The sequence below is a fragment of the Pseudomonas sp. Irchel s3f10 genome, assembly GCF_900187515.1.
GTDB classification, from domain to species: Bacteria; Pseudomonadota; Gammaproteobacteria; order Pseudomonadales; family Pseudomonadaceae; genus Aquipseudomonas; species Aquipseudomonas tensinigenes.
The window spans coordinates 60,879-85,231 of record NZ_FYDZ01000020.1 but is presented as its reverse complement, the minus strand read 5'-3'; the positions used below and the strand labels follow the sequence as shown (position 1 = coordinate 85,231).

Genomic DNA, 24,353 nt, shown 5'->3' with positions numbered 1-24,353 from the left:
GGGGCCGACAGCCTGATCGGCGGTCTGGGCAATGACACCTACATCGTCGACAACTACGGCGACACTGTGACCGAAACCAGCACCCTGGCTGGCGAAATCGACACGGTGCGCAGTTCGGTGGCATTCACCCTGGGTGCCAACGTCGAGAACCTTGTCCTCACCGGCAGCGACGTGATCAACGGCACCGGCAACAACCTCAACAACACCCTGACCGGCAATGACCAGGCCAACACCCTGGACGGCGGCCTCGGGGCCGACACCATGATCGGTGGCGGTGGCTTCGACAGTTACTACGTCGATAACGTCGGTGACGTGGTGATCGAAACCGACGCCTCGCTGACCGCCATCGACCGCGTGTTCTCGACCATCGATTACACCTTGGTGCAGAACGTCGAAAACCTGATCTTGCTGGGCAATGCCAACCTCAACGGCACCGGCAACAGCGTCAACAACCGCATCACCGGTAACATCGGCAATAACATCCTCGACGGTGGCATGGGTGCCGACACCTTGACGGGTGGTGCCGGCAACGACACCTACGTTGTGGATAACATCAACGATGTCGTTATCGAACAGGTTGGTGAAGGCCACGACCTGGTCAGAACCAGTCTCAGCTATACCCTCGGCGCAAATGTCGAAGACCTGACGATGATTGGCAATTCCGATGGATCGCTCAGGGGCAACGCGCTGGACAACGTCATCACCGGCAATGCCGGCTCCAACTCTATCGATGGCGGGCTTGGCGCGGACACCATGATCGGTGGTGCCGGCAACGACACCTACTTTGTGGATAATCTCAACGATGTTGTCACCGAACTTGCCGATGAAGGTATTGATACCGTCTGGACCAGCGTCGATTTCACCCTCTCGGACAACGTCGAAAACGGCTTTATGACTGGCAATGCCAACTTGAATCTGACCGGGAGCGCGCTGGATAACACCTTGAATGGTAACGAGGGCAACAACATCCTCTCGGGCGGCCTCGGTGCCGATCGAATGTCTGGCGCGGGCGGCGACGATACATACGTCGTGGATAACGTCAATGACATCGTGCTAGAGGCCCCGGATAAAGGTCACGACCTCGTCAGCACTTCGGTCGACTACACGCTGGGGGATAACGTCGAGGACGGCACGATAACAGGCAATGCAGACGTGAAACTGTCGGGCAACAATCTTGATAACATCCTGATCGGAAACTCCGGCAATAACGAACTACAGGGCTTTGACGGTATCGACCAACTATTCGGTGGAGCAGGCAACGACATACTGTACGGCGGCATCGGCAATACCACGCTGAACGGTGGTACAGGCGCCGATACCTTTGCCTTCACCAACCTGTTTCTTATTAACGCCGTAATGGGGGGAACCTCTCCCCAAAACGTCATTACCGATTTCAACGCCCTGGAAGGCGACAAAATCGATTTCTCCAATTTCGACAGCGACCCGATGGCCCTCGGCTTACAGCACATGACCTTCGTTGGCTCGAGTGAATTCACCGGCTTCGGGCAACTGCGTTTCGTCGATAATGTTCTATCGGGGAACATGAGCGCAGACGCTGGCGGTTACTTCGAAGTGCAAATGGTAGGTGTCAACTCGCTCAGCGCGAACGACGTCATCGTCTGATCTCTTCGCGGCCCTGAACAATCGAAGCTGAGCAATAAAAACACCCCGCCGAGGCGGGGTGTTTTTCTGTTCGCGTTATCTATTACCTAAGCCAGCAACCCCAGCTCTTTGGCCCGCGCCACTGCCTGCGTCCGTCGTTCCACCCCCAGCTTGCTGTTGATATGGCTGGCGTGGGTTTTCACGGTGTGCAACGAGATAAACAGCTGCTCGCTGATTTCCTGATTAGAACAGCCCCGTGCAATCAACCGCAGCACGGCCAGTTCACGATTGCTGAGCTGTTCGGTGACAGCGGACTCGCCCCCCGGCCGGGGCGCCGCCAGGGGCATATGCCCGAGCAGTTGCTGGCCTGCCAAGCAGGGTGAAGTCAGCAATAGCCCACGCAACCAGTCAGGATGCTCCTTGAGCAATGAATCGAACGGCTGCAACACCCCCCCGGCCGAGGCCTCAAGCGCTTGACTCAATGCCCGGCGCGCTTCCGGCTCGCGCCCGCCTGCCAGCAGCAGCGCCACCTTCTGCGTCAACGCCATCACACTGAGCAATTGCCGCCCGGTTTGCTGGCCATTTTCATGCAATACATTCAGCCGCCCTTCGGCGAGCATGGGTTGCCCTTGAATCATGTCGAGCAACGCCTGTTGCAGTTCAACATGCAACGGCAACTGAGGATGAAACTCCGGCGGCGCAGCGGCGCGCTCGCCGGTGTAGGTCTGCCCCAATCGCGCCAGCCACGCCTCGGCCAGATCGGTGCGCCCCTGCGCCAGCCACAGTTCACATTTGACCAGCGTGATCATCGCCAGATAGTAGATCGGCGGCACGTCCCAGATGTGCATCAGGCGTTCGGCTTCGGCGAGTTCGGCAAAGGCCTTGGCGAACTCGCCACTGCTGCCGTCGAGGCGGGCGATCACGCAGTGGCCGATCAACACGCTGATATCGCGACAGGCGCGTGCCTCGCCGATTCCGGCCAACAAACGCACGCGTGCCGCCTGAGGCTGCAAGCGCATGGCCAACAGAAAACCTTCATACAGCGTCAGCCTTGCGCGCACCGCATACAGGCGTTGTGGCGACAACCCGCGCAAGCGCTCCAGGCCCTGATGGACTTCATCGAGAGCACGCAGGATTTCGCCGCGAGCCTGCAACACCCGCGCACGATCGTAGTGCGCCAGCGCTTCGAACAACGGATTGCCGACGCGCTGCGCCAGCTCCAGCGACTCTCGGTTAAGGCCGCGGGCGCGCCACAGATCGCCGTCGGCAATGGCCAGATTGGACAAGGTCGATAAACACATCAGCCTCTGGCCATAGCGTTTGGCCGGCAGGCTTTCCAACGCTTCGCTGCAATACCTGAGGGTCAACTCACGATGGCCGCGGCCACGTGCAATGATCCCGCTCAACGCCAGCCATTGCGCCAGCATCGACTTTTGCGCCGTGGCCGATGGCGCCGGCAGGAAACGGCTCAGATGGCTGGACAACTCTTCGGCGGCATCCAGCTGACAGGCCAGCCCCAGCGCCCAGCTGTACAACACGATCAAGCGTGGCGTGCTGATCAACAGGCTGTCGGGCAGGTCCATTTTCCAGCGCAGCAGCATGCCGACGTTTTGCTCGGCCAGCAGTTGTTCTTCGGAGAGGTTCTGCACCAGGTTTGCCGCCACATCGAGATGGCCGGCGCGCAACGCCTGTTCGACCGCCTCATCCAGCAGCCCCTGCGCGTTGAACCAGCGACAGGCGCGCAGGTGCAACGTGGCAGTCGGCACCATCGCTTGCGCAATCGGCCGGCTGCGCAGCAGATCCGAGAACAGATGGTGATAGCGATACCAGTGGCCGTGCTCGTCCAGCGGCACCAGAAACACCTGATGCGCCAGCAGGAAACGCAGAATTTCGGCACTGTCGTGAGCTTCACGGACGGCATCGCACAGTTCGCTGCAAAAACGCTCTTGTGGTGCGGTGTCGTAGAGAAAGGCCTGCACTTCGGCGGGCAGGCAATCGATGACTTCTTCCAGCAGATAATCGCGGATCAGCCCTTCCCCGCCGTTCAGCGCTTGTGGCAGCGCCGCATCGCTGCCCGCTTCGGACACCGCCAGCAACCAGAAACGCAAACCGGCGACCCAGCCTTCGCTGCGCTGGATCAGGTTTTCCAGTGCCTCACCGCGCAGGGAACTGCTGTGGCGATCGAGCAAGGTCAGGGCTTCGTCGTGGGTCAGGCGCAGATCCTGCTCATGCAACTCCAGCAACTGCCGCGACAGACGCAAACGTGCCAGATGCCAGTCCGGGCGCTGGCGACTGGTCACCATCACCAGCAAGCCGTCGGGCAGATGATTGAGGAAAAACTGCAGACAGCGGTCGAGTACCGGACCTTGGGCAAGATGGTAATCGTCGATCACCAGCAGCAACTGCTTGGCGGGATCGAGGTGCAGGGTCAACTCATCGAGCAAGCCGTCGAGCCATTCTTCGAAGGCAAATGGCTGATGGCGTTGACGCATTTTCAGCAGGCCGAGTGCGCGACTGCCCAGTTGCGGATAGTAGTCCTGCAAGCCTTCAAGCAAACGTTCAAGAAAGCGTCCGGGGTCGCTGTCGCGAGGGCTCAGCCCCAGCCAGAGGCTTTGCCAGTGCGCCGGCAGACTCTGACAGAACTCCACTGCCAGCGAGCTCTTGCCGAACCCGGCGGGAGCACTGACCAGCAACAGGCGCCCAGCGAGCCCGGCCTGCAGGCGCTCGCAAAGGCGTGGTCGCAAGACATAGCCGTCAGGCAACGGCGGGCGAAAAAAACGCCCGTCCAGTGCCGCGACGGCAACGCTTGCGGGACCCGGAAGTGGGGACAGATCGGTCATGGCCGGCTCTTGTTCGAATTGCTGTTGGCGGCATTGCAGATGTCCGCAGACTAGCCTTAAACGAACCGGTTATGAAGGTTGCTGCTACAAATGGCTACAAAAAGGCTACAGGCAAAAAAACGCCCCGAACCAGTCGGGGCGTTTTCACGAGGATGCGGCCTCGGGTTACAGCGGGTTAGCGGACACCATCCTGACGCAGTGCAGCCGGGGTGAAATCGCTGGTGGTGGCAGTGAAGCCGAAGTCATACGCACTCTTCTCTTCGTTCTTCATGCCCAGTGCCAGGTAGCGGCCGGACTGCAGGTCGTAGAGGGTTTCCAGCGCGTACCACGGCACTTGCTTGTCGTAGTAGTTCTCGGCATGCGCCTCGGCCACACGCCACAGTTGGCCACGACCGTCGTAATGGTCGATCACGGCTGCCTGCCAGGTGTCTTCGTCGATATAGAAGTCACGCTTGGCGTAGATGTGACGCTGGCCTTCCTTCAGGGTGGCAACCACGTGCCAGACGCGACGCAGCTCGTAACGCGCCAGGTCCTGGTTGATGTGGCCGGCCTTGATGATGTCGGCGTACTTCAGCTTCGGATCGTCGAGCTTGTAGCTGTCGGAGGCGATGTACATCTCTTTCTTGCCTTCGAGTTTCCAGTCGTAGCGATCCGGTGCACCGTTGAACATGTCGAGGTTGTCGGAGGTACGCAGGCCATCCGCCGCAGTACCCGGGCCGTCGTAGGACACTTGTGGCGCCCGACGCACACGACGCTGGCCGGCGTTGTAGACCCACGCCGAACGTGGCTCTTTTACCTGGTCAAGGGTCTCGTGCACCAGCAGCACACCGCCGGCCAGACGCGCCGGCGCGGTCACTTTCTGCTTGAAGTAGAACAGGATGTTGCCCGGGTTCGCCGGATCGTAGTCCTTCATCTTGTCGCGGAACACGAACTGATCCTGGAAGTACACCAGGCTATACGAGCCGTTCGGTTGCGGCGTTGCCTGGGTCACCAGACGGGTCACGCTGCCACCGCGGTATCGGGTGATGTGGTTCCAGATCACTTCCACACCGGTTTTAGGAATCGGGAATGGTACGGCGGTGTCGAAGTTTTCCAGACCGTTGCCGCCAGACACCAGGTTGGTGGTGGTGGCATTTTTCTTGATGGCGGCGAACACGTCATCCGGCACGGTCGCCCCGCGATGGGATGGATAGACCGGCATCTTGAAGGTTTCCGGGTAACGCTTGAACATCGCGTACTGACCCGGCGCCAGCTTGTCCTTGTACTTGTCGACGTCTTTCGCCGTGATGGTGAACAGCGGTTGCTCACTGGCGTATGGATTGGACAGGAAACCCTTGCTGTCGACCGAGCCGGCATTCTTTGGCAACGGCTTCCACGCCGGGATCGAACCGTCGGCGTTACCGGCCATTTCGGCGCCCATCGGCGTCAGACTCTTGCCCAGTTTGTCGGCTTCGGCAGCAGGCACCGCGGCCATGACGCCGGTCGCCAGCAGCGACAGGCCCAGAACACCGGCGTGGAACAGACTCTTTGTTATTTTCATAAATTCGTTCGTCCTGAATGCAGTGCTTAGAAGTTCACGCCGAAGCTGAGCGCAACGAAGTCGCGGTCATCCACAGTGGTGTACTTGCCGTCAAAGAAGTTGGTGTAAGCCAGGCTCGCGGTGTAGGTGTTCTGGTACTCGGCATCAACACCCAGGCTGACCGCTTTGCGACCTTCCTCGAAGTTGCCGCCAGGGCCTGGCGAGTAACCGCTGACGTCGTGCGACCAGGCCACGTTCGGCTTGAGGTTCACACCGGCGAAGACGTCGTTGTATTCCCAGATGGCGCGACCACGGTAGCCCCACGACATCGAAGTGGTGAAGCCGTCGTTATCGCAATTGCGGCTGCGGTTGTTCTGCGGCGAACCCGGCCCGGCCCCGTTGATGGTGCTGGCGTTGAGAATGTTGGCGCAGGTATTCACACCGCCAGTGGCTGGCAACTCGCCCGGGCCATACACCGGATCGCGGCCATAACGCTTGTCGGAACGGCTTTCCAGCCCACCGACGTAGGTCGCACCGACTTCGCCGACGAGGGTCAGACGGCTGGCGCCCATGACCTGATCGAAGAAGTGCGTGAACGTTGTCTGGATCTGGGTGATTTCCTTGCGCTCGTAACCGTGCAGGTCCTGACCCGGCACACCATTGAGGATCGAAGCGTTGGTCAGTGCGCCGCCGATCGGACGCACACCAGCGAACAGGATATCGGTGGAGTTCAGTTGTACCGGCGCGTTCGGACGGTAGCTGATCTCACCGCTCCACGCCGTACCGGTAGGCAGGGTGGTAGAGAAGCTCAGACCGTAGAGGCGAATGTCTTCAGGGTACTCGATGAAGTAATTCGAGTTACCCGCAACCAGCAGTGGTGCAAGTGCCGCAAACGGCCCCGGCAGCGCGCGCGCGGTGTTATAGACCGATTGCGGAGCACCGGTGGCGCTGAAGATCGGCGCACGGCTGTGGTAGTTCATGAAGTAGGCGCCGAACTCGGTGTCGAGCGGCTCGTACATGTACTTGAAGGAGGCGCCCCACTGACCGCTGTCGCGGGCATCGCGATCCGGGCCACGGCGCACCAGAACACCTTCTTCGTTGACGTTGACACCGTTGGCGGCCAATGGCCCCAGGGCGATGGCCGGGATTTGCGAACGCTTGTTCAGCACGCGCAGGTTGTCGTTGCAACCGTCGGCCACGATGTCTGGCTGCGAGAAGAACGTGCCGCAGTTGTCGACGACGGTCTGGTCCCATTCCAGTTGATAGAACGCTTCGGCCGAAAGGTTTTCGGTCAGGCTCTGGGACACGTAGAACATGTTGACCGGGATCAGGCCTTCCTTGATCTCGGCGCCAGGACGACGGAACGCGGAGACGTCGATCGGGTTGATCGAGTTGATGCCGCCGCCGATGAAAGTACTTTCACCCCAGCTCACCACCTGCTTGCCCAGACGCACGGAACCCGGCTGATCGGCGATCGCGTAGTTGTGGTAGACGAAGGCGTCGAGGATCTGCCCGCCGGACGACTTGGCGCCCTCTTTGCGACCCGAATCGCTGATGTCCTTGAACTGGCGGCTTTCGTCCTTGAGTTCGAAGTCGTACCAGTATTTGCCACGGACGAACACGCCGGTGTCGCCGTATTTCAGTTCAAGGTCATGGATGCCCTTGAAGATCTTCGAAAAGGTTTCGCCGCTCTTGAAGTTGGCGTGGCCATCGTCAGAAGTCTGCGACAGACCATGGCCGCCGTTGTTGACGCCGATGAGGTTCTTGTTCGGGCTCTGGGTAGACCAACTGGCACCGATCGACAGGGACGAGTCGAACTGGCCTTCGATTTCACCGACGTTGAAACTGACGCCGAATGCGGGCCCGGCGAGCGAAGAGGCAAGACTGACTGCCAGAGGCAGTTTCGCCCGGCGCCAGAACTGGTTTACTGAGGTCATCGACGCTACTCCATGTGCATTATTGTTATGGCAGTGAGTACTTTTAAAAACGTCCGAAGGACCGGGTGCCAGAGACAGCCCGAAGTCACTCCAAAAATGCATCGCCCCGTTTTGTGCGTGTGCCCCGTTCTTAAAAATCCTTGAGCGGACTATAGCCAGCAGGTGGTACTGCTTGATCCCTCTAAAGTGTGATTTGCAGCTGCCGGCCACTCTGGAACAGTCCTTTCGCCAGTCCGACGCATGTCGGCACGGCAAGGATGGCTGATTTTTTCGATTTCACAAGCCAAGCGCTTGCTTGGTGGGTCTGGCGCGCCGGTTTCGGCGCGCCAGCAGACACTCAAAGTGTCGAGAGGAAGGTGCTGTTGTTGGCCTGCCATTCGGTGATGTCGAGGCGGATACGCTTCTTGTCGAGCTTGCCGACACTGGTCTTGGGAATTTCGGTAACAAGGGCGATCTGACTCGGAATCGCCCACTTGCTCAGGTGGCCCAATTCCACGAACGGCTTGAGGTGTTCCTTGAGCTCGCGCGCCCCGATCACGTGCCCTTCGCGGATCACCAGCAAGGCAAACGGGCGCTCGCCCCACTGCGGATCGGCGATGCCCACCACTGCTACTTCGCGTACCGCGACGTGACGGCTGATCAGGTCTTCGAGGTCCAGCGAGGAGATCCACTCGCCGCCGGTCTTGATCACGTCCTTGATGCGGTCGCGGATGTCGATCACGCCCATGCTGTCGAGCGTGGCGACGTCGCCGGTGTGCAGCCAGCCGCCGGCCCAGAGCTCGGCGCCCTTCTGCGGTTCGTTGAAATAGCCCTCGGTGAGCCACGGCGCACGCAGCACCAGTTCGCCCTGGGTCTCGCCGTCGGCCGGGAGAAAGTTACCCTCGCCGTCGACGATCGCCGCTTCCACCAGCGGCCCGGGTACACCGGCCTTGATCCGGTAGGTGGTGCGTTCGTCTTCGCTGCCGGCCATCAACTCGTCATTGAGGTGCGCACAGGACACCAAAGGCCCGGTTTCCGACATGCCATACGCGGCGGTCAGCTGAATGCCGCGCGCCTTGGCGGTTTCGTAGAGCGTGCGATTGAGCGCGCTGCCGCCAATGACAATTTTCCAGCCGCCGAAATCGATGCCTTGTGCGCCTTTGGCGTTGAGCAGCATTTGCAGGATGGTCGGCACGCAGTGGGAGAAAGTGACCTTCTCTTTGCGCCATAGCTCCACCAGAAACTCGGGATCGTAACGTCCCGGATAAACCTGTTTCAGGCCCAACATGGTCGCCACGTACGGCAGACCCCAGGCGTGAACGTGGAACATCGGCGTGATCGGCATGTACACATCGTTGGTGCCAAGCAGGCGCACGCTGTCGATGGAGCCCATGATCGTCGACACGCCCATGGTGTGCAGCACCAACTGCCGGTGGGTGAAATACACGCCTTTGGGATTGCCAGTGGTGCCGGTGGTGTAGAACGTGGTGGCGACCGAATTTTCGTCGAAGTCCTGGAAATCGTACTGCGGGCTCGCGGCGGCCAGCAGTTGCTCGTACTCGCCAACCAGATTCGGCAACTCGGCGGTTTTTTCCGGCAGATCAGTCAGCAGCAGGGTTTTCTCGACCGTGGTCAGGTGCGGCGCGATCGCTTGGTAGAGGCCGACAAACTCGCTGTTGACCAGCACAAAGCGGTCCTCGGCATGGTTCATGGTGTAGAGGATCTGCTCCGGCGACAGGCGCACGTTGATCGTGTGGATCACCGCGCCGATCATCGGAATCGCAAACATGCATTCCAGGTAACGGTGGCTGTCCCAGTCCATCACCGCCACCGTGTCACCGGCCTTCACACCGGCCGCCGTCAGCACGTTGGCCAGCCGCGCCACGCGCTCGATCAGGGTCGGGTAGCTATAGCGAATCTGGTCGCGGTAAATGATCTCGCGGGTTTTCTCGTAGCGGGCGCCGGACATCAGCAGCCGCTTGATCAGCAATGGATACTGGTAGGCCCCATCGGCCGGGGGAATGACGCGAGTCTGCAACATAAGAATCCCTTTTCTGACTGCACGGTGTTGGCGTAGAGATTGGTACTCTAGAACCCTTATACGCCAGCCAAATCAGCCAAAGGAATGATTTGCAAAGCCGTACAAATGCTAGCTTTGCGCCAGCATTTGCCGGTTTTTGTCTCAGATCAGGCCGTTTGCCCTACAGCCTCCTCGGAAGGCGTGCGTGGGAATACGACTGCTGCAAGGAAGGTCAAAGCGCCGAAACCCGCGAGAATCAAGTACAGGCCTACAAAGCCATGGCGCGGTTCGACATAGGAAATCAGTGGAATCGCCGTCGCACTGGCACCGAACGATAAACAGTAACGCAGGGCGAAGACTCGCGATTGCCATTGCGGGGCGACGAAGTTGGCGACCATCGCATCGTTGACGGTGACCTGCCCGAACACCACGAACATGAACGCCGCACCGAGGGCGATTACAGCCCAGCCGTCGGCATAAGCCAGCGCGAACAACAGCGGCGCCTGGCACAGCGTCAGGACAATGAATGGCCATTTCAGGCTGAGCCGATGCAACACACGACCGATGCTCAACTGCGCAACCGCGCCAAAGGCATACGCCAGACTGACCACCACGCCGAGGGTTTGCGGCGAGGCGAACAGTTCATGCAAACGCTCTTGAAACAGCTTCGGATAGGTCATGGTGGTGGCGTTGAACACCACGCCGCCGGTGGCCGTGGCCAACGCCAGCACGCCGAACACCATGACCATCGAAATACGCTGGCCGGCGGCCCCCTTGAGTGGCGTGTGCGCACGCTTCGGAATCGGTTCTTCGCGCACCTGCAAGGCGAAGCCAAAACCCAGCACAATCGCCACCGCACCCGGTAACAGAAACGCCGAGCGCCAGCCGAATTGCGCCACCAGCAAGCCGGTGATCAGCGCCGAAAACGCCACGCCCAGATTGCCCCACATGCCGTTGATGCCGATTTCACGGCCACGGTTCTGCGCGTAAGCAACCAGCATTGCGGTGCCGACCGGGTGATAAATCGCCGCGAAAATACCGATCAGGGTCAGGCCGATCACCAGCATGCTCGGGCTGCTGCTCAGCCCAGTGAAGATCGCCGAGGCACCGATACCGAAGAAAAACACCAGCATCATCTGTCGCCGACTCCAGTGATCGCCGAGCCAACCGGCGGGTAGCGAACAGGCGCCGAAGGCAATGAAACCGCCCAGTGACAAGCCGATCAGCGTGGCGTAGTCGAGGCCGAACGCTTGAGTCATGCCGAGCACGGCGGCGGGAAAAATAAGCATGAACATGTGATCGATCACATGGGCGGCGTTGATATAGCGAATGACGTTTCTGGATTGATTCATGGCGGCACGCTTTACGTTGTTGTGTACCGCTTATGCTAAGTTGGCCGTAAAGCGCATTCCTGCCAAGCAAGTCATCGAATCAGACATGTTGATCAGCCATTTCGAACACGGTCCGGTGAGTGCCTACCCCCGGGATTATCTGGATGGCGCGCACCAGCCGCTGCACCTGCATCGTGAGGCGCAGTTGTTGTATGCGGTCAGCGGGATCATGCGCGTGGTCACGGACTCGGGTGCATGGGTGATTCCGCCTAGTCGCGCGGTGTGGATTCCGCCAGAAGTGGCGCACGAGATTTTCATGAGTGGCGATGTGCAGATGCGCTCGCTGTTCATCGCGCCAGAATTTTCACCCGCCAGCCTGCAACAGTGCTGCGTATTGGCCGTGACGCCGCTGCTGCGCGAGCTGATCCTGCGCGCGGTGCAAGGGCCGCCGCACGCCGACAATCCGCTGATTCAGCAGTTGATGCTGGAAGAGCTCGCCAGTCTGGAAAACCTGCCGCTGCACATTCCGATGCCCAGCGACCGGCGTCTGCAAAACATCTGTCTGGCACTGCTGCGCACCCCGGACCATGCCAATACCCTGGAAGACTGGGCGCAGCAGGTCGGCGCCAGCTCACGCACGTTGGCGCGGCTGTTTCAGCAACAGCTGCAGATGAGTTTCAACGCCTGGCGCCAGCAACTGCGCCTGATGGAAGCCCTGCCCCGCCTGCTCGCCGGGGACAGCGTGCAGCGTGTAGCGCGGGATTTGGGTTACGGCAGCGCGCGGGCGTTCAGCGCGATGTTTCGCCGTTTGCTCGGGGAAAATCCGCGCGACTACCTGAATAACCTGAGCAAGCTCAGCCAACTGGTGTAAGACCCTGTGGGAGCGAGCCTGCTCGCGAAAGCGGTCTTTCAGCCATCAATAATGTCGACTGACCCAACGCCTTCGCGAGCAGGCTCGCTCCCACAGGTTCAAGTCGCGGTTCTGAGATCAATGCATTTCGGTGAACGCGATTTTCACGCCGAGAGCGATCAGCACCGCGCCCATGGTGCGGTCGAACCAGTGGCCCATGCGGGCGAAACCGGCACGCACCCGTTGCTGGCTGAACAGCATCGCCACCAGACAGAACCAGATGGCCGTCGCAACGGCGAGATAAACGCCATAACCCGCCTGCACCGCCAACGGCGTGTGCGGATTGATCACCACGGTGAACAGCGACAGAAAGAACAGCGTGGCTTTCGGATTCAGACCATTGGTCACGAAGCCCGAGGTGAACGCGCCGCGCGCCGTACGTACGCCGGCCTCTTTGTGCAGATCATCGGCCACGACTTTCGCCGGTTGCGCGCGCAACGCCTTGAAGCCGATGTACAGCAAGTAAGCGGCGGCCGCCCATTTCAAGGCGTTGAACAGCACGATCGACTGCGACACGATCAGGCCGATACCCAGCAATGAATAACCAACGTGCAGGAAAATCGCCGTGCCCACGCCCAGCGCGGTCCAGGTGCCGGCACGACGCCCGTGGGTCACGCTCTCGCGCACCACCACGGCAAAGTCCGGGCCGGGGCTGGCGACGGCCAGCAAATGGATCAGTGCAACGGTCAAGAATTCGGTCCAGTACATGGGGGCTCCTTTCGGCCAAGCGTATCAATTTGTTTCATCTGGTAGGCTCGGCAGATTACGCCCAACGCTCACAGCACAAAAGGTACAGTTGATGACGAACACGCGCCGCGCGGTATTCCTTGATCACCCTTCGCTGGATCTCGGCGACCTCGACCTCAGTCCACTGCGTGAGTGTTTCAGCGATCTGCAGCTGTTCGCGCAGACATTGCCCGAGCAAGTTAGCGAGCGCCTGCAAGGCGCCACCGTGGCGATCAGCAACAAGATCATGATCGACGCTGCCGCCATGGCCGCTAACCCCGCTCTGAAACTGATCCTGATCACCGCCACCGGCACCAACAACGTCGACCTCGCCGCCGCCCGCGCGCAGGGCATCACCGTGTGCAACTGTCAGGGTTACGGCACGCCGTCGGTGGCGCAACACACGATCATGCTGTTGCTCAACCTTGCCACGCGTCTGGCCGATTACCAGAAAGCCGTCGGCGAAGGTCGTTGGCAGCAGGCCAAACAGTTCTGCCTGCTCGACTACCCGATTGTCGAACTGGAAGGCAAAACCCTCGGCCTGCTCGGTCATGGCGAACTCGGCGGCGCCGTGGCGCGACTGGCCGAAGCGTTCGGCATGCGTGTGTTGCTCGGGCAGATTCCCGGGCGCCCTGCTCGCCCGGATCGTTTGCCGCTGGATCAACTGCTGCCGCAAATCGACGCCCTCACCCTGCATTGCCCGCTCAATGAACACACTCGCCATTTCATCGGTGCTCGCGAGCTGGCGTCGATGAAACCCGGTGCGTTCGTGGTCAACACCGCCCGTGGCGGTCTGATCGATGAGCAGGCGCTGGCCGATGCGTTGCGCAACGGCCACCTCGGTGGCGCCGCGACGGATGTGTTGAGCGTCGAGCCGCCGACCCAGGGCAATCCCTTGCTCGCGGCGGACATCCCTCGCCTGATCGTTACGCCACACAACGCCTGGGGCAGTCGCGAGGCACGCCAGCGCATCGTCGGCCAATTGACCGAAAACGCTCAGGCGTTCTTCAGCGGTAAGGCGCTGCGGGTCGTCAGTTGATAAACTGCGGCACTTTTTTTTGAGGAGCAGTTATGGATCCGCGCAGTGAAGTACTGCTTCGTCAGCCCGAGTTGTTTCAAGGTTCGTTGTTGTTGGCCGGTTTGCCCGCCGATGATTTGCTCGGGCGCCTGCCCAACGCATTCGGCTGGTGCTGGCATGCCGGCGATCAAGCCGCGCTGGACGCTCGCTTCGAGGGTCGCAGCCATTTCGGCGTGAACATTCCCGAGCGCGAGTTCGACAGCGCCGTGGTGTTTCTGCCCAAGTCCAAGGATCTGACCGATTACATCCTCAACGCGGTGGCCTCACGTCTGGCCGGGCGTGAAGTGTTTCTGGTCGGGGAAAAACGCAGCGGCATCGAAGGCGCATCCAAGCAGCTCAACCCGTTTGGCAAGCCGCGTAAACTCGACAGCGCGCGGCACTGCCAGCTCTGGCAAGTGACCGTAGCCAACGCTCCTGAAGCGAAATCACTGGAAAGCCTGGCGCAGACCTATGAACTGCCACTGGCAGAAGGCCCATTGAAAGTCATCAGCCTGCCGGGCGTGTTCAGCCACGGTCGACTGGATCGCGGCAGCGCCCTGCTGCTGGAGCATCTGGACAAACTGCCGAGCGGCCATCTGCTCGACTTCGGTTGCGGCGCAGGCGTGTTGGGCGCGGCGGTAAAACGTCGCTATCCGCACAATCAGGTCACGCTGCTCGATGTCGATGCGTTCGCCGCCGCCAGCAGCCGTCTGACGCTGGCGGCCAATGGTCTGGAAGCTGAAGTGCTGACTGGTGACGGTATCGATGCTGCACCGATGGGTTTGAATGCAATTCTGAGCAATCCACCGTTCCACGTCGGCGTGCACACCGATTATTTCGCAACCGAGAACTTGCTGCGAAAAGCGGCCAAACACCTGAAAAATGGCGGCGAACTGCGCTTGGTGGCGAACAGCTTCCTCAAGTATCAACCGCTGATCGAAGAGCATCTGGGCGTCTGTGCAATCAAGGCCGAAGGCAATGGTTTCCGGATTTACCGGGCCAAGCGCGGCTGAAAATTTGTTCTTGCTCAATCGGATTTGCCTAGGCAGAATCCGCTCCGTCCTAGGGGAGTAGTCTCCCACGAGCGCCAAGCTCGTCCGGCATACGTCAACATACTTGATCCTCAGATCATGGCGTATGCGACCCAAGCGTCCGCAACAGACGGATCGCAGGGTTTGACAAGACCTATGACACGCACACCTTACCCGGGGCGGGAAGGCTGTACGTGTCATAGCCGTGTCGACCCGCCCCTTAGGAAATCCTGATGCTGGACTCGTTACTCGTTCCCACCGCAATCGTTGCCTTGGCCGAAATCGGCGACAAGACGCAACTGCTCGCGCTGATTCTCGCCGCTCGCTTCCGCAAACCCTGGCCGATCATTGCCGGTATTGTTGCCGCGACCCTGGCCAACCACGCAGCAGCCGGTGCGGTCGGCGCCTGGTTCGGCAGTTTCTTCTCGAATGCCACGCTGCACTGGATTCTCGCTGCCAGTTTTACAGCCACAGCGCTGTGGACACTGGTTCCGGACAAAATGGACGACGATGAAACCAGCACCGCACGCAAGTTCGGGCCGTTCCTGACCACGCTGATTGCGTTCTTCCTGGCTGAAATGGGTGACAAGACTCAGGTCGCGACCGTGATGCTCGCGGCACAATACCCGGATCTGTGGCTGGTGATTATCGGTACCACGGCGGGCATGTTGATTGCCAACGTGCCGGTGGTGCTGGCAGGTAACTTCGCCGCCGACAAATTGCCACTGACCCTGATCCGTCGCCTCGCGGCCTCGGCATTCATGATTCTGGCAATTGTTGCGGTGTACAAAGCCATGCAGAGCAGTGGCTGGGTTTAACCCTGCCAACGCCGATCATTCCCACGCTCTGCGTGGGAACGATCATCGACTCAGGATTTCGGCGCTTGTTCGTACAGCGGCATAACCTTCGGAATCGCCGCCTGCAACGAAGCAATCCGGCTGGTCGAAGCCGGGTGAGTGCTCATGAACTCCGGCGGCGAACCTTCCGACGCCTTGCTCATCTTGTTCCACAGAGTGATCGCGGCATTCGGGTTGTAGCCCGCACGAGCGGCCAGTTCCAGACCGATCAGGTCGGCTTCGTTTTCGTTGGCACGGCTGTTCGGCAGGGTCATGCCGTAATTGGCCACGGTGTCAGCCAGCGCCAGACTGTCCTGACCCAGACCGAGCAATGCACCTGCGCCCTGCTTGGCCATTTCAATCCCGTACGCCTTGGACATCGCTTCACGACCGTGTTCGCGCAGGGCATGCGCGATTTCATGGCCCATGACCGCAGCGATTTCATCGTCGGTGAGTTTCAGGCTGTCGATCAGCCCGGTATAGAAAATGATCTTGCCGCCAGGCCCGCAGTTGGCGTTGAGTTCATCGCTCTTGATCAGATTGACCTCCCACTGCCATTGCGCCGCATCCGGACGGAATTTCGGCGCCTGGGCGATCAGGCGGTTGGCAATCGCCTGAACCCGCTTGGCCTCGGGGCTGGTCTTGTCCAGCACACCCTTGCTGGAGGCCTCGCCAACGGTCTTCTGATACGACTGCGCATACATCTGGTCAACCTCTTGCGAGGACAGCATGCTGAACATGTACTGCTTGCGCTCCACCCCCACGGCGCCGCCGCTGGTGGTGTTGACCGACTGACAACCGACCAGCAACAGCGCTGCGCTCAGTGCACTTACAACCAATGTCTTGTTCATTCAAAAGCTCCCTGAAAACCTGTCGCGTATCCTAGGCGGGTAATTGTATCGGCGCCAGATACAACGGACGTGTTGCAGCGACTTTCAGACGTTTCCCACTTGAGCTGTCGTAAAAAATTCACAGCGATCGTCACGCCCGCAGCAACAGCGTCGTGCACTGATCCATTTACGACATCGGCTTTCAATTGCACCTGCCCGCACTCATGGCCCAATGCCGCCTGCCGATACATCACCGCAGACGTCCTCTTGCGTGCGGAGCTCCCATGAAGTTCAAGTCGATCCAGTTTTCCGTTGCCGCCCTGGCCGGCGCCATCGTGCTCAGCGTGGTGGCCGCGCTGGTGCTGTATGCGCTGTTTTCCGGCGCGCGCACGCAAGAAATGGTGCAGCAGCGCACCCAGGCGCAGTTCGAGCAAGTCATCGAACAGCGCCTGACTTCGCTGGCGCAAACCCAGGTCAGCCAGATCCAGCGCGAACTCGAAGCACCGCTGCTGATTGCCGGCGGACTGGTGCGGGTCAACGCCCTGCTCGGCACACCGGGCGCCGATGGTCAGCCGCGCCTCACTGTCAGCCGCGAGCAACTGATCAGCCTGATCAAAGAGAACGTCGAAAAGAACCCGAAGATTCTCGGCACTTACATCGGCTGGGAAAAGAACGCCCTCGACCACAACGACGCGGCCTACGTCGGCACCAGCGTGGCTGGCATCGACGCGGCCAACGGGCGCTTCCTGCCGTGGTGGTTCCGCAACGATGACGGCACCCTCGGCCTCGACAAACTGGTCGACGTTGACGACCAGAAAACCCTGTCCACCGGCGTGCGCGCCAGCGAGTACTACTTGTGCTCGAAGGAAACCAAGAAAGCCTGCGTGATCGATCCGGCGCCGTACAAGGTCGGCGACAAGATCGTCATGCTCGCCTCTTTCATTGAACCGATCATGCTCAACGGCGCTTTCCAGGGCATCGTCGGCGCCGACCTGTCGGTGAACTTCATTCAGGAAATGCTCCTCGGCGCCAACCAGAAGTTGTACAGCGGCGCCGGGCAAATGGCCCTGATCGGCGGCAACGGGCGGATCGTCGCGTACACACAAGATCCAAGCAAATTCGGCGAGAAAATCAGCGACATCCTCGACGCCGAGCAGACTGCCAACCTGGCCAATCTCAAGCGCGGCGAAGTGACTTACTCGGTCAACAAGGACAAGGGCCGCATCGAGTTGTACCTGCCGTTCGGCATCGGCCAGACCGATGCGCGCTGGACGCTGATGCTGCAATTGCCGTTGAACGCCGTAATGGCAGATCTGCAGAAGCTGCAGGGCGATCTGGATGCTCAGCGCAAATCCGACACCTTCGGCATGGCCATGGTCGGTCTGCTCATCGCCGGCATTGGCCTGCTGGTGATCTGGCTGGTCGGCCACGGCATCGCCCGACCGCTGAAGCAAATGGTCGCGATGCTCAATGACATTGCTCAGGGTGAAGGTGATCTGACCCGACGCTTGAGCAGTGATCGCAGCGATGAATTGGGCTCGATCGCCAAGGGCTTCAACACCTTCCTCGCCAAGTTGCAGGCGATGATCACCCAAGTGGTGACCTCGGTGCAGAGCGTCAGCGATTCTTCGGAACACACCGCTGACATCGCCATTCGCACCAACATCGGCATCCAGAAACAAATGGCCGAGATTGATCAAGTCGCCACGGCGGTACAGGAAATGACCGCCACCGCGCAGGATGTGGCGCGCAACGCGACGCAGGCGGCGCAAGCGGCCAGTCATGCTGATCAAGCGGCCAGCCAGGGCATGCAGATTGTCCGTGACACCTCGAACTCGATTGGTGTGCTGGCGGTGGAAATCGGTAAGGCGGTAGACGTGGTGCAGACGCTGGCCAAGGACAGCGAAAACATCAACGCGATTCTCACGGCGATTCGCGGGATTGCCGAGCAGACCAATTTGCTCGCCTTGAACGCGGCGATTGAAGCGGCGCGTGCCGGTGAACAAGGTCGTGGTTTTGCGGTGGTGGCAGACGAGGTGCGTAATCTGGCGCAGAAAACCCAGAAAGCCACCGAAGAAATCCAGAGCATGATCCAGCAACTGCAGCAGGGCACGCGCGATGTCGTGCGGGTCATGGAAGACAGCCAGAACCGCACTGATGAAAGCGTGCAGCATGCGGCGAAAGCGGCTGAGGCGCTGGAAACGATTACTCAGGCGGTATCGGTAATCAACGACATGAACACGCAGATTGCCAGTGCGGCGGAAGAGCAGAGCGCGGTGGCCGATGACATCAACCGCAATGTGATCAATATCGGCCAGGTGGCCAATGAAGTGGCGGGGGGTGCGGATGAGTCGAGTTCGGCGAGTGCGGACCTGACCAAACTGGCGGAGCAGCAGCGGCGGTTGATCAATCAATTCAAGGTCTGAAAAGCCAAGAGCACCCTCACCCTAACCCTCTCCCAGAGGGAGAGGGGACTGATTGGGGGATATTGACGAAGTACACCGACTTGAACGCTTTTCACCGAATCCATAATCGCCACGATTTTTCAGGTCGATGCATGACGGTAGACAACTCGGTCAGTCCCCTCTCCCCCCGGGAGAGGGCTAGGGTGAGGGGCTTTTGATCTAAAGGCTTTAACCCGGAGTCAAACACTCCGGCCCATTGAGCTTCGGATCATTGATCAGATTCGCCAACACCCGCTCGCGCAACGCCGCCGGCTCACTGGCCAGCAACCCCTGCAACACATGCAACGGCGTCTCCGGATCCAGCCACGCCGCCTGCCCCGCCTCATCGAGGATCAACGGCCGCCGCTGACTCGACGCCGGTTGCGTAATCACCGCAGTGCTCAGCCACACCTGCTCCTGCACCGGATAAGCCTCCCAGATCGCCGCGAAAAACAGCGACGATCCCTCCCCCGGGGTCAGCCAGAACGGACGCTTGCGCTGCGTCCCGCGCCATTCGTAAAAGCCGTTGGCCGGCAGCAGACAGCGACGCAGGCGCAAGGCCTCGCGGAACATCGGTTGCTCGGCCACGGTTTCCGCACGGGCATGCGCCGGGGTTTTCGACAGATCGGTCAGCCACGGCGGCGTCAGCCCCCAACGGGCGCGGGCCAACGTGCGCTGGCCAGCTTCATCGGCACGCAGCATCAACACCGAATCATTGGGGGAAATGTTCCACTGCGCCTGCTGATCGGCGGGAAAACCTGGCAGGGCCGCGAAATCGCGGTTCCAGCGAAACAGGGCATAACGTCCACACATGGGGCAACACGACTCTGAAGTAAAACGAAGCTCAGCCTAACAGACCAGCGTCCCGGGGAAGCTCTCCGGCTCATCGCCGGGCAGCGGCAGCGCGGCATTGTACGCGGTGATCAGCTCGCGGGCGTATTCGGCCTGATCGTTATCCACAGACAAGCCCAACAGACCGAAGATCGGCAGCTCGCCCGTTCCACCGAGCAAATCGCGACCAATCAAGTGCGCCTCGATGCCTTCGCTGGCGAGCATGCCCTTGAGCATTTCACCTTCCATCAGGTTTTCCGGCTCATAGATTCGCTGCATGGGCGCGCCTCACTCGTTTTCGCTGAAGACTTCCAGATGCCATTCCTCTCCATGAACCTGCAATACAAACGTGATCGGCCGACAACACACCTGACAGTCCTCGATGTAAGTCTGATCTCCACCGGACAGGTCCAGCGTCGTCTCTACTACTTCCCCACAATAAGGACATTCGTAATCAGCGGTTTCCAGCATCGCGGTCTCCCAAGTGACTTGTGCGTATAATCGCCGGTCTATTTGCAGGGCTATTTTTGTCTGGCTACTTTTTCAGACCGTGCCCCGCGGGTTTTCGATCAAAACCTTTACTTACCCTAGCCGTTTCCAACAAGAGAGCATGATGGGCGAATTCGATGCCATCCGACCTTACGACGACAGCGAAGTACCTGTGGTACTGGCAAGACTGCTCGGCGACAAGGCGTTTCTAGATATCCTCACCCACTTCCGCTTCCCGCGTTTTGCCGGTGCCTTCGGCTGGATGCTCAAACCACTTATAGCCCATCGGCTGCGTCGTGAGTTCGCCGACGTGACGTCGGTGGCGACGTTGCAGGACAAGGTCGAGTCCTACGTCGACCACACCATCGAGCGCGCCACCGACGGCGTGACCTACACCGGTGTCGAGCAATTCAAGTCCGGCAGCGCCTATCTGTTCATCGCCAACCACCGCGATATCGTCATGGACCCGGCCTTCGTCAACTATGCCGTGTACCACGCCGGCCTGCCGACGCCGCGCATCGCAATTGGCGACAACCTGCTGCAAAAGCCGTTTGTCAGCGACCTGATGCGTTTGAACAAGAGCTTCATCGTCCACCGTTCGATCACCGGCCGTCGCGAGAAAATGGCCGCGTATCAACTGTTGTCGGCGTACATCAACCATTCGATCCGCAACGATTGCGCCTCGATCTGGATCGCTCAGGCTGAAGGTCGGGCGAAGGACGGCGACGACCGCACCGAGTCGGCGATCCTCAAGATGTTCCACATGAGCCGCAAGGACGAGCCGTTCGGCGAAGTCATCCGCTCGTTGAACGTCACGCCGGTGTCGATCAGCTACGAATATGACCCGTGCGATCAGGCCAAGGCCCGCGAGCTGTACATCCGCGCCACCACCGGCACCTACGCGAAAGCGCCGGGCGAGGATGACGTGAGCATTGCCAAAGGCATCACTGGCTACAAGGGCCGCGTGCACGTGAACTTTGCTGCGCCGATCACTGAGCTGTTCGAAGACACCAAGCAATTGGCGGTCGAAATGGACAAGCAGATTCTCGGCGGTTACCGCTTGTTCCCGGTGCATTACCTGGCGTATGCGCAGTGGGCCGATGCTGATCCGCAGTTGAATGTGCCGAAAGCTGCCGAGGTGTTCCCGGCGGATGAACTGGCCAAGGCGCAGGAAGAATGGCAGAGCCGGCTGGATGCGTGCCCTGCAGAGCACCGTCCGTATCTGGTGCTGCAATACGCGACGCCGGTGCGTAATCAGTATCGGGTCAAGGCTGGGTTGCCGCTGTAAGCGGTTTCCACCTGACGCAAAAACGGCGCCTTCGGGCGCCGTTTTTTATGCCTGAAGCTTTTAGAAGCGCGTGCTGATCCAGGAGACGATCAGGGCCAGCGCGAGGCAGGCAAAACCAAAACGATAGAAAAACCGGTTCATGCGCAAGGTCGCCCAGTCCAGGATCGGCTCGGCATTCGGCTGCGCCTGACGCTGGGCGGCAATGCTGGCCATCGCGCGCTGTTCACGGCGGCGAGTGGCGTGCAGCAGCCAACTGCCCGGAAACGCCAACAGCAGCGCCAGCAAGTTGATCAACTTGGCGGGATGGGCGGTAAACAGCGTCATCAAGTGCAGCGACATCACAGACCTCTATCTGAACCGGTATGGCAGACGCCAGATCGACGACCGCGGCGCGGATTCTACCGAAACCCGAGCGCCCTGCCCCAGGCTTTGCGACAAATTACCTGACAATCGACCGATGGCTGTCCTGTGTCACGGCTTCGTCATGTGGATGCACCAAGATGCGCGCCTCGAAACGCACATGGAACGCGACATGCTTCACGCTGAAAACCAGGATCGTCTGTACCTCATCACGCCTTACGACGAACAGCAAAGTCTCGTCGGCAGCCTTGCCTTCAATGTTCAGGATCGCCATTGGCTGGTGTATTGCGCGCTCGGCGGGCATCAGCATGCGGACTTGCCCGAGACTGACTTGCTGACGGGCGTCAGCGTGCTCGACTTCTATTCTCAGGCGGCCTGAAAAAAGCAAAAGCACCCTCACCCTAGCCCTCTCCCGGAGGGAGAGGGGACTGACCGAGGTGTTTTGTCGAGGTACATCGACCTGAAAGTCCGAGGTGAATGCAGATCTCAAGAACAACGCAAATCGACCTTAAACTTCGAGATGAATGAGATCTCAAGTGCAACACAGGTCGGCTCCCTTTCCCCCTCGCCCCCCTTGGGGGAGAGGGCTGGGGTGAGGGGGTAGGATTTCAGGCCCCACAAAAAAGCCCGAAACCATCACTGGTCCCGGGCTTTTTCACATCCGCTGAAAACCTACTCAGCCAAAACCTGACCCACAGTCGGATCCTTGAACAGACGCGTCAGCGCATCGCTCAACACGTCGCTGACCAGTTTGGTGTTGGTTTCCTGGTTCGGCGCCATGCCGAAACGCTGGTCCAGCGAAGCGCCGTAACGACCGCTGTAACGACGGTTGGCGTTCTGCACGTCGGAGCGGAAGGTCGCGCCGATAGTCGCTTCTGTCACGTACATGCCTTCTTTCGGCGACTGATACTTCAGCTCGGCCAGGGTCACGGTCAACTGCGGAGCGTTTGGCGCGTTGTTGGTCGGGGTGAAACCGAGCAAACGCACAGCGGCTTCAGCCTGAGCCTGCAGCTTGGGCAGGATCTGCTCGCGCTGCACGGTGATGGCGCTGGTTTCCGGGTACAGACCGCCACGCGTGCCCAAAGTTGGCGACGGACGACCGTCGACTACACGCACAACAACAGGCTGACCACGGCCGACCGCTGGCAGCTGGGTGGTCAGCTTCGGCTCCGGGTTCAGTTGTTGCGGGCTGTGGGCGCAGCCGGCCAGGGTCAAACCGGCCACAGTGATCAAACCGAACAACAGGCGTTGCAACATGCTCTTCTCTCCAGAATCAGGCACAAACAGGCCGGCAGTATAGCGGTGGGCCACTGCGGGTAACCAGCGCCCGGCAGTGAATACTGAAATGTCTGACAAACCCTTGGGAAAGCGGTTCCTGTCACAGATTATTCACCCGCCATACACGTTGACGTCACGGCGCCTTGGCAACCTTGCAATCAGTCCCCCACAAGGTACTCAACCATGCGTTATCTGATCTCGTTGTTCGCACCGCGCCCACTGCATCGCAGCTTCGCCCTGCTCGACCGCAATGGCCATTGCCAGGCATTCAAGCAGTGCAGCCTGCAGCCAATGGGCGACGGCTGGGTGGAAATCGAAGAAATCCGCCTCAACTGGTTGCACCAACCACTGCCCGCCAGCGCCCGCGTCATAGCGTCGCAGCCCCGTGCACGCGTGCAAGCGATGTTGAGCATCTGACCGGATGCCTAATAAAAGTCATTAAACACGAGCAACTGCCCGCATTTCTTCGATACAATCTCCCCCCGATTATAAGGACGTCTCCTGATCGGGCCCCGCAACAGCGTCAATGCGCATGCATTTGACATCAAAATCGCCCACAGAGAGCCGCCCACACAGATCGAGTGAAGTTGGCGCGCTTGCCTGTTCTTCCGGCAAAAACCCTGCTTTTCGCGAATCTGCAGAGCTGTCATGACGCTCGGCCACCGCGTTGTTTTTGCCCTCGGGCAAGGTGCCAGGCCTGGACAGCCCTTTTTTGAGGTTCACGTCTTCAAAAGAGCGTGAAAAAAACGGGTTTTCACAACTTCACAAGAGTGTGGCGAGCAAATGAAAAGTTTTGCGTCTGAACATGCACCATTAGCGTCTGAAACAGCCCAACGACACAGGACCGGGTATACCTCGAATATCGGAGCCTGAAGCCTGTCCGCTACGGATTTGGTTGCACAAAAACGGATGTCTCGACCATAAGTCGAATTGCCAGCTGCACGCTGAAATGAGTTCATGGAGCTCTTGAAAGCCAAGCCGCATACATCCGTCGAAGTTGCGAAAAATTGCGAAGATTCGGACATGGCGACCTGACCACGGATAG

The 24,353-nt window shown here is 59.8% G+C and carries 21 protein-coding genes, 2 pseudogenes and 1 riboswitch; of the genes and pseudogenes, 11 read left to right on the top strand and 12 right to left on the bottom strand.

Translation table 11 applies throughout. The features are described from left to right. Positions 1 to 66: 66 nt before the first annotated feature. Both CKW17_RS30925 and CKW17_RS30920 read left to right on the top strand, forming a co-directional pair. Positions 67 to 768: pseudogene (locus CKW17_RS30925) on the top strand (calcium-binding protein); the annotation flags it as partial. Positions 769 to 909: 141 nt separating this feature from the next. Continuing rightward, positions 910 to 1,623: a calcium-binding protein gene (locus CKW17_RS30920; RefSeq protein ID WP_371850970.1), complete on the top strand. Its 714-nt coding sequence runs from the start codon at positions 910 to 912 to the stop codon at positions 1,621 to 1,623. Positions 1,624 to 1,709: 86 nt separating this feature from the next. Here the strand turns inward: CKW17_RS30920 and CKW17_RS27490 are convergent, their stop codons facing one another. From CKW17_RS27490 to CKW17_RS27470, 5 genes are all read right to left on the bottom strand, one after another. Next, positions 1,710 to 4,442, bottom strand: coding sequence for a LuxR C-terminal-related transcriptional regulator (locus CKW17_RS27490; RefSeq protein ID WP_095123024.1), 2,733 nt, complete (start codon positions 4,440 to 4,442; stop codon positions 1,710 to 1,712). 175 nt (positions 4,443 to 4,617) lie between these two features. Next, positions 4,618 to 5,982, bottom strand: coding sequence for a DUF1329 domain-containing protein (locus tag CKW17_RS27485; protein WP_007912796.1), 1,365 nt, complete (start codon positions 5,980 to 5,982; stop codon positions 4,618 to 4,620). A 26-nt stretch (positions 5,983 to 6,008) separates the two neighbouring features. Next, a complete protein-coding gene (locus CKW17_RS27480; protein ID WP_095123022.1) occupies positions 6,009 to 7,898 on the bottom strand; it encodes a DUF1302 domain-containing protein in 1,890 nt (629 codons plus the stop codon). A gap of 337 nt (positions 7,899 to 8,235) precedes the next feature. Further along, positions 8,236 to 9,918, bottom strand: coding sequence for a fatty acid--CoA ligase (locus tag CKW17_RS27475; protein ID WP_095123021.1), 1,683 nt, complete (start codon positions 9,916 to 9,918; stop codon positions 8,236 to 8,238). 146 nt (positions 9,919 to 10,064) lie between these two features. After that, entirely contained in the window at positions 10,065 to 11,249 is a 1,185-nt protein-coding gene (locus tag CKW17_RS27470; RefSeq protein WP_095123019.1) for an MFS transporter, read from the bottom strand. A gap of 85 nt (positions 11,250 to 11,334) precedes the next feature. Between CKW17_RS27470 and CKW17_RS27465 the strand changes: the two genes are divergently transcribed. After that, positions 11,335 to 12,099 (top strand): helix-turn-helix domain-containing protein, encoded by a 765-nt coding sequence (locus tag CKW17_RS27465; RefSeq protein WP_095123026.1) that lies wholly within the window; start codon positions 11,335 to 11,337, stop codon positions 12,097 to 12,099. Positions 12,100 to 12,216: 117 nt separating this feature from the next. Here CKW17_RS27465 and CKW17_RS27460 read toward each other — a convergent pair whose 3' ends face one another. Further along, positions 12,217 to 12,846: a LysE family translocator gene (locus CKW17_RS27460; RefSeq protein WP_047599209.1), complete on the bottom strand. Its 630-nt coding sequence runs from the start codon at positions 12,844 to 12,846 to the stop codon at positions 12,217 to 12,219. A gap of 91 nt (positions 12,847 to 12,937) precedes the next feature. On the opposite strand from CKW17_RS27460, the gene CKW17_RS27455 reads away from it, so the two are divergent. From CKW17_RS27455 to CKW17_RS27445, 3 genes are all read left to right on the top strand, one after another. Further along, a complete protein-coding gene (locus CKW17_RS27455) occupies positions 12,938 to 13,903 on the top strand; it encodes a 2-hydroxyacid dehydrogenase (protein WP_095123018.1) in 966 nt (321 codons plus the stop codon). Between the two features lie 32 nt (positions 13,904 to 13,935). After that, complete coding sequence (locus CKW17_RS27450; protein ID WP_077574494.1) at positions 13,936 to 14,934, top strand: class I SAM-dependent methyltransferase; 999 nt, start codon at positions 13,936 to 13,938, stop codon at positions 14,932 to 14,934. A 40-nt stretch (positions 14,935 to 14,974) separates the two neighbouring features. Then, a riboswitch (yybP-ykoY riboswitch) is annotated at positions 14,975 to 15,097 on the top strand. Positions 15,098 to 15,185: 88 nt separating this feature from the next. Next, positions 15,186 to 15,770: a TMEM165/GDT1 family protein gene (locus tag CKW17_RS27445; protein WP_007912813.1), complete on the top strand. Its 585-nt coding sequence runs from the start codon at positions 15,186 to 15,188 to the stop codon at positions 15,768 to 15,770. A gap of 50 nt (positions 15,771 to 15,820) precedes the next feature. Here CKW17_RS27445 and CKW17_RS27440 read toward each other — a convergent pair whose 3' ends face one another. After that, positions 15,821 to 16,639, bottom strand: coding sequence for a M48 family metallopeptidase (locus CKW17_RS27440; RefSeq protein ID WP_095123016.1), 819 nt, complete (start codon positions 16,637 to 16,639; stop codon positions 15,821 to 15,823). A gap of 203 nt (positions 16,640 to 16,842) precedes the next feature. Between CKW17_RS27440 and CKW17_RS30915 the strand changes: the two are divergent. Together CKW17_RS30915 and CKW17_RS30910 are read left to right on the top strand one after the other, a co-directional pair. Beyond that, a pseudogene (locus tag CKW17_RS30915) lies at positions 16,843 to 18,189 on the top strand (HAMP domain-containing protein); the annotation flags it as partial. A gap of 12 nt (positions 18,190 to 18,201) precedes the next feature. Next, positions 18,202 to 19,044: a methyl-accepting chemotaxis protein gene (locus tag CKW17_RS30910; RefSeq protein WP_371850969.1), complete on the top strand. Its 843-nt coding sequence runs from the start codon at positions 18,202 to 18,204 to the stop codon at positions 19,042 to 19,044. 207 nt (positions 19,045 to 19,251) lie between these two features. On the opposite strand, the gene CKW17_RS27430 is transcribed toward CKW17_RS30910, so the two are convergent. The 3 genes from CKW17_RS27430 to CKW17_RS27420 are packed head-to-tail and all read right to left on the bottom strand — an operon-like array spanning position 19,252 to position 20,364. Next, positions 19,252 to 19,875: an SOS response-associated peptidase gene (locus CKW17_RS27430; protein ID WP_095123013.1), complete on the bottom strand. Its 624-nt coding sequence runs from the start codon at positions 19,873 to 19,875 to the stop codon at positions 19,252 to 19,254. A gap of 36 nt (positions 19,876 to 19,911) precedes the next feature. Further along, positions 19,912 to 20,172 (bottom strand): putative signal transducing protein, encoded by a 261-nt coding sequence (locus tag CKW17_RS27425; RefSeq protein ID WP_007912819.1) that lies wholly within the window; start codon positions 20,170 to 20,172, stop codon positions 19,912 to 19,914. A 9-nt stretch (positions 20,173 to 20,181) separates the two neighbouring features. Further along, on the bottom strand, positions 20,182 to 20,364 hold the full coding sequence (locus tag CKW17_RS27420) for a CPXCG motif-containing cysteine-rich protein (RefSeq protein WP_016985166.1): 183 nt from the start codon (positions 20,362 to 20,364) through the stop codon (positions 20,182 to 20,184). A gap of 142 nt (positions 20,365 to 20,506) precedes the next feature. Here CKW17_RS27420 and CKW17_RS27415 point away from each other — a divergent pair, with 142 nt between their 5' ends. Further along, on the top strand, positions 20,507 to 21,670 hold the full coding sequence (locus CKW17_RS27415) for a 1-acyl-sn-glycerol-3-phosphate acyltransferase (RefSeq protein WP_176470129.1): 1,164 nt from the start codon (positions 20,507 to 20,509) through the stop codon (positions 21,668 to 21,670). Between the two features lie 60 nt (positions 21,671 to 21,730). Here the strand turns inward: CKW17_RS27415 and CKW17_RS27410 are convergent, their stop codons facing one another. Then, positions 21,731 to 22,009: a hypothetical protein gene (locus CKW17_RS27410; RefSeq protein WP_007912825.1), complete on the bottom strand. Its 279-nt coding sequence runs from the start codon at positions 22,007 to 22,009 to the stop codon at positions 21,731 to 21,733. Between the two features lie 193 nt (positions 22,010 to 22,202). Here CKW17_RS27410 and CKW17_RS27405 point away from each other — a divergent pair, with 193 nt between their 5' ends. Beyond that, positions 22,203 to 22,409 (top strand): hypothetical protein, encoded by a 207-nt coding sequence (locus tag CKW17_RS27405; RefSeq protein WP_008083982.1) that lies wholly within the window; start codon positions 22,203 to 22,205, stop codon positions 22,407 to 22,409. Positions 22,410 to 22,702: 293 nt separating this feature from the next. On the opposite strand, the gene CKW17_RS27400 is transcribed toward CKW17_RS27405, so the two are convergent. Next, on the bottom strand, positions 22,703 to 23,287 hold the full coding sequence (locus CKW17_RS27400) for a YajG family lipoprotein (RefSeq protein ID WP_008086137.1): 585 nt from the start codon (positions 23,285 to 23,287) through the stop codon (positions 22,703 to 22,705). A 204-nt stretch (positions 23,288 to 23,491) separates the two neighbouring features. On the opposite strand from CKW17_RS27400, the gene CKW17_RS27395 reads away from it, so the two are divergent. Beyond that, positions 23,492 to 23,725, top strand: a complete 234-nt coding sequence (locus tag CKW17_RS27395) for a hypothetical protein (RefSeq protein WP_007912834.1) — start codon at positions 23,492 to 23,494, stop codon at positions 23,723 to 23,725. Positions 23,726 to 24,353: the final 628 nt, after the last annotated feature.

What these genes read in the sequence shown, in the direction of transcription:
- CKW17_RS27490 (WP_095123024.1), bottom strand. Translation starts at nt 4,442, where the DNA reads ATGACCGATCTGTCCCCACTTCCGGGTCCCGCAAGCGTTGCCGTCGCG.
- CKW17_RS27485 (WP_007912796.1), bottom strand. Translation starts at nt 5,982, where the DNA reads ATGAAAATAACAAAGAGTCTGTTCCACGCCGGTGTTCTGGGCCTGTCG.
- CKW17_RS27480 (WP_095123022.1), bottom strand. Translation starts at nt 7,898, where the DNA reads ATGACCTCAGTAAACCAGTTCTGGCGCCGGGCGAAACTGCCTCTGGCA.
- CKW17_RS27475 (WP_095123021.1), bottom strand. Translation starts at nt 9,918, where the DNA reads ATGTTGCAGACTCGCGTCATTCCCCCGGCCGATGGGGCCTACCAGTAT.
- CKW17_RS27470 (WP_095123019.1), bottom strand. Translation starts at nt 11,249, where the DNA reads ATGAATCAATCCAGAAACGTCATTCGCTATATCAACGCCGCCCATGTG.
- CKW17_RS27465 (WP_095123026.1), top strand. Translation starts at nt 11,335, where the DNA reads ATGTTGATCAGCCATTTCGAACACGGTCCGGTGAGTGCCTACCCCCGG.
- CKW17_RS27460 (WP_047599209.1), bottom strand. Translation starts at nt 12,846, where the DNA reads ATGTACTGGACCGAATTCTTGACCGTTGCACTGATCCATTTGCTGGCC.
- CKW17_RS27455 (WP_095123018.1), top strand. Translation starts at nt 12,938, where the DNA reads ATGACGAACACGCGCCGCGCGGTATTCCTTGATCACCCTTCGCTGGAT.
- CKW17_RS27450 (WP_077574494.1), top strand. Translation starts at nt 13,936, where the DNA reads ATGGATCCGCGCAGTGAAGTACTGCTTCGTCAGCCCGAGTTGTTTCAA.
- CKW17_RS27445 (WP_007912813.1), top strand. Translation starts at nt 15,186, where the DNA reads ATGCTGGACTCGTTACTCGTTCCCACCGCAATCGTTGCCTTGGCCGAA.
- CKW17_RS27440 (WP_095123016.1), bottom strand. Translation starts at nt 16,639, where the DNA reads ATGAACAAGACATTGGTTGTAAGTGCACTGAGCGCAGCGCTGTTGCTG.
- CKW17_RS30910 (WP_371850969.1), top strand. Translation starts at nt 18,202, where the DNA reads ATGATCACCCAAGTGGTGACCTCGGTGCAGAGCGTCAGCGATTCTTCG.
- CKW17_RS27430 (WP_095123013.1), bottom strand. Translation starts at nt 19,875, where the DNA reads ATGTGTGGACGTTATGCCCTGTTTCGCTGGAACCGCGATTTCGCGGCC.
- CKW17_RS27425 (WP_007912819.1), bottom strand. Translation starts at nt 20,172, where the DNA reads ATGCAGCGAATCTATGAGCCGGAAAACCTGATGGAAGGTGAAATGCTC.
- CKW17_RS27420 (WP_016985166.1), bottom strand. Translation starts at nt 20,364, where the DNA reads ATGCTGGAAACCGCTGATTACGAATGTCCTTATTGTGGGGAAGTAGTA.
- CKW17_RS27415 (WP_176470129.1), top strand. Translation starts at nt 20,507, where the DNA reads ATGGGCGAATTCGATGCCATCCGACCTTACGACGACAGCGAAGTACCT.
- CKW17_RS27410 (WP_007912825.1), bottom strand. Translation starts at nt 22,009, where the DNA reads ATGTCGCTGCACTTGATGACGCTGTTTACCGCCCATCCCGCCAAGTTG.
- CKW17_RS27405 (WP_008083982.1), top strand. Translation starts at nt 22,203, where the DNA reads ATGCTTCACGCTGAAAACCAGGATCGTCTGTACCTCATCACGCCTTAC.
- CKW17_RS27400 (WP_008086137.1), bottom strand. Translation starts at nt 23,287, where the DNA reads ATGTTGCAACGCCTGTTGTTCGGTTTGATCACTGTGGCCGGTTTGACC.
- CKW17_RS27395 (WP_007912834.1), top strand. Translation starts at nt 23,492, where the DNA reads ATGCGTTATCTGATCTCGTTGTTCGCACCGCGCCCACTGCATCGCAGC.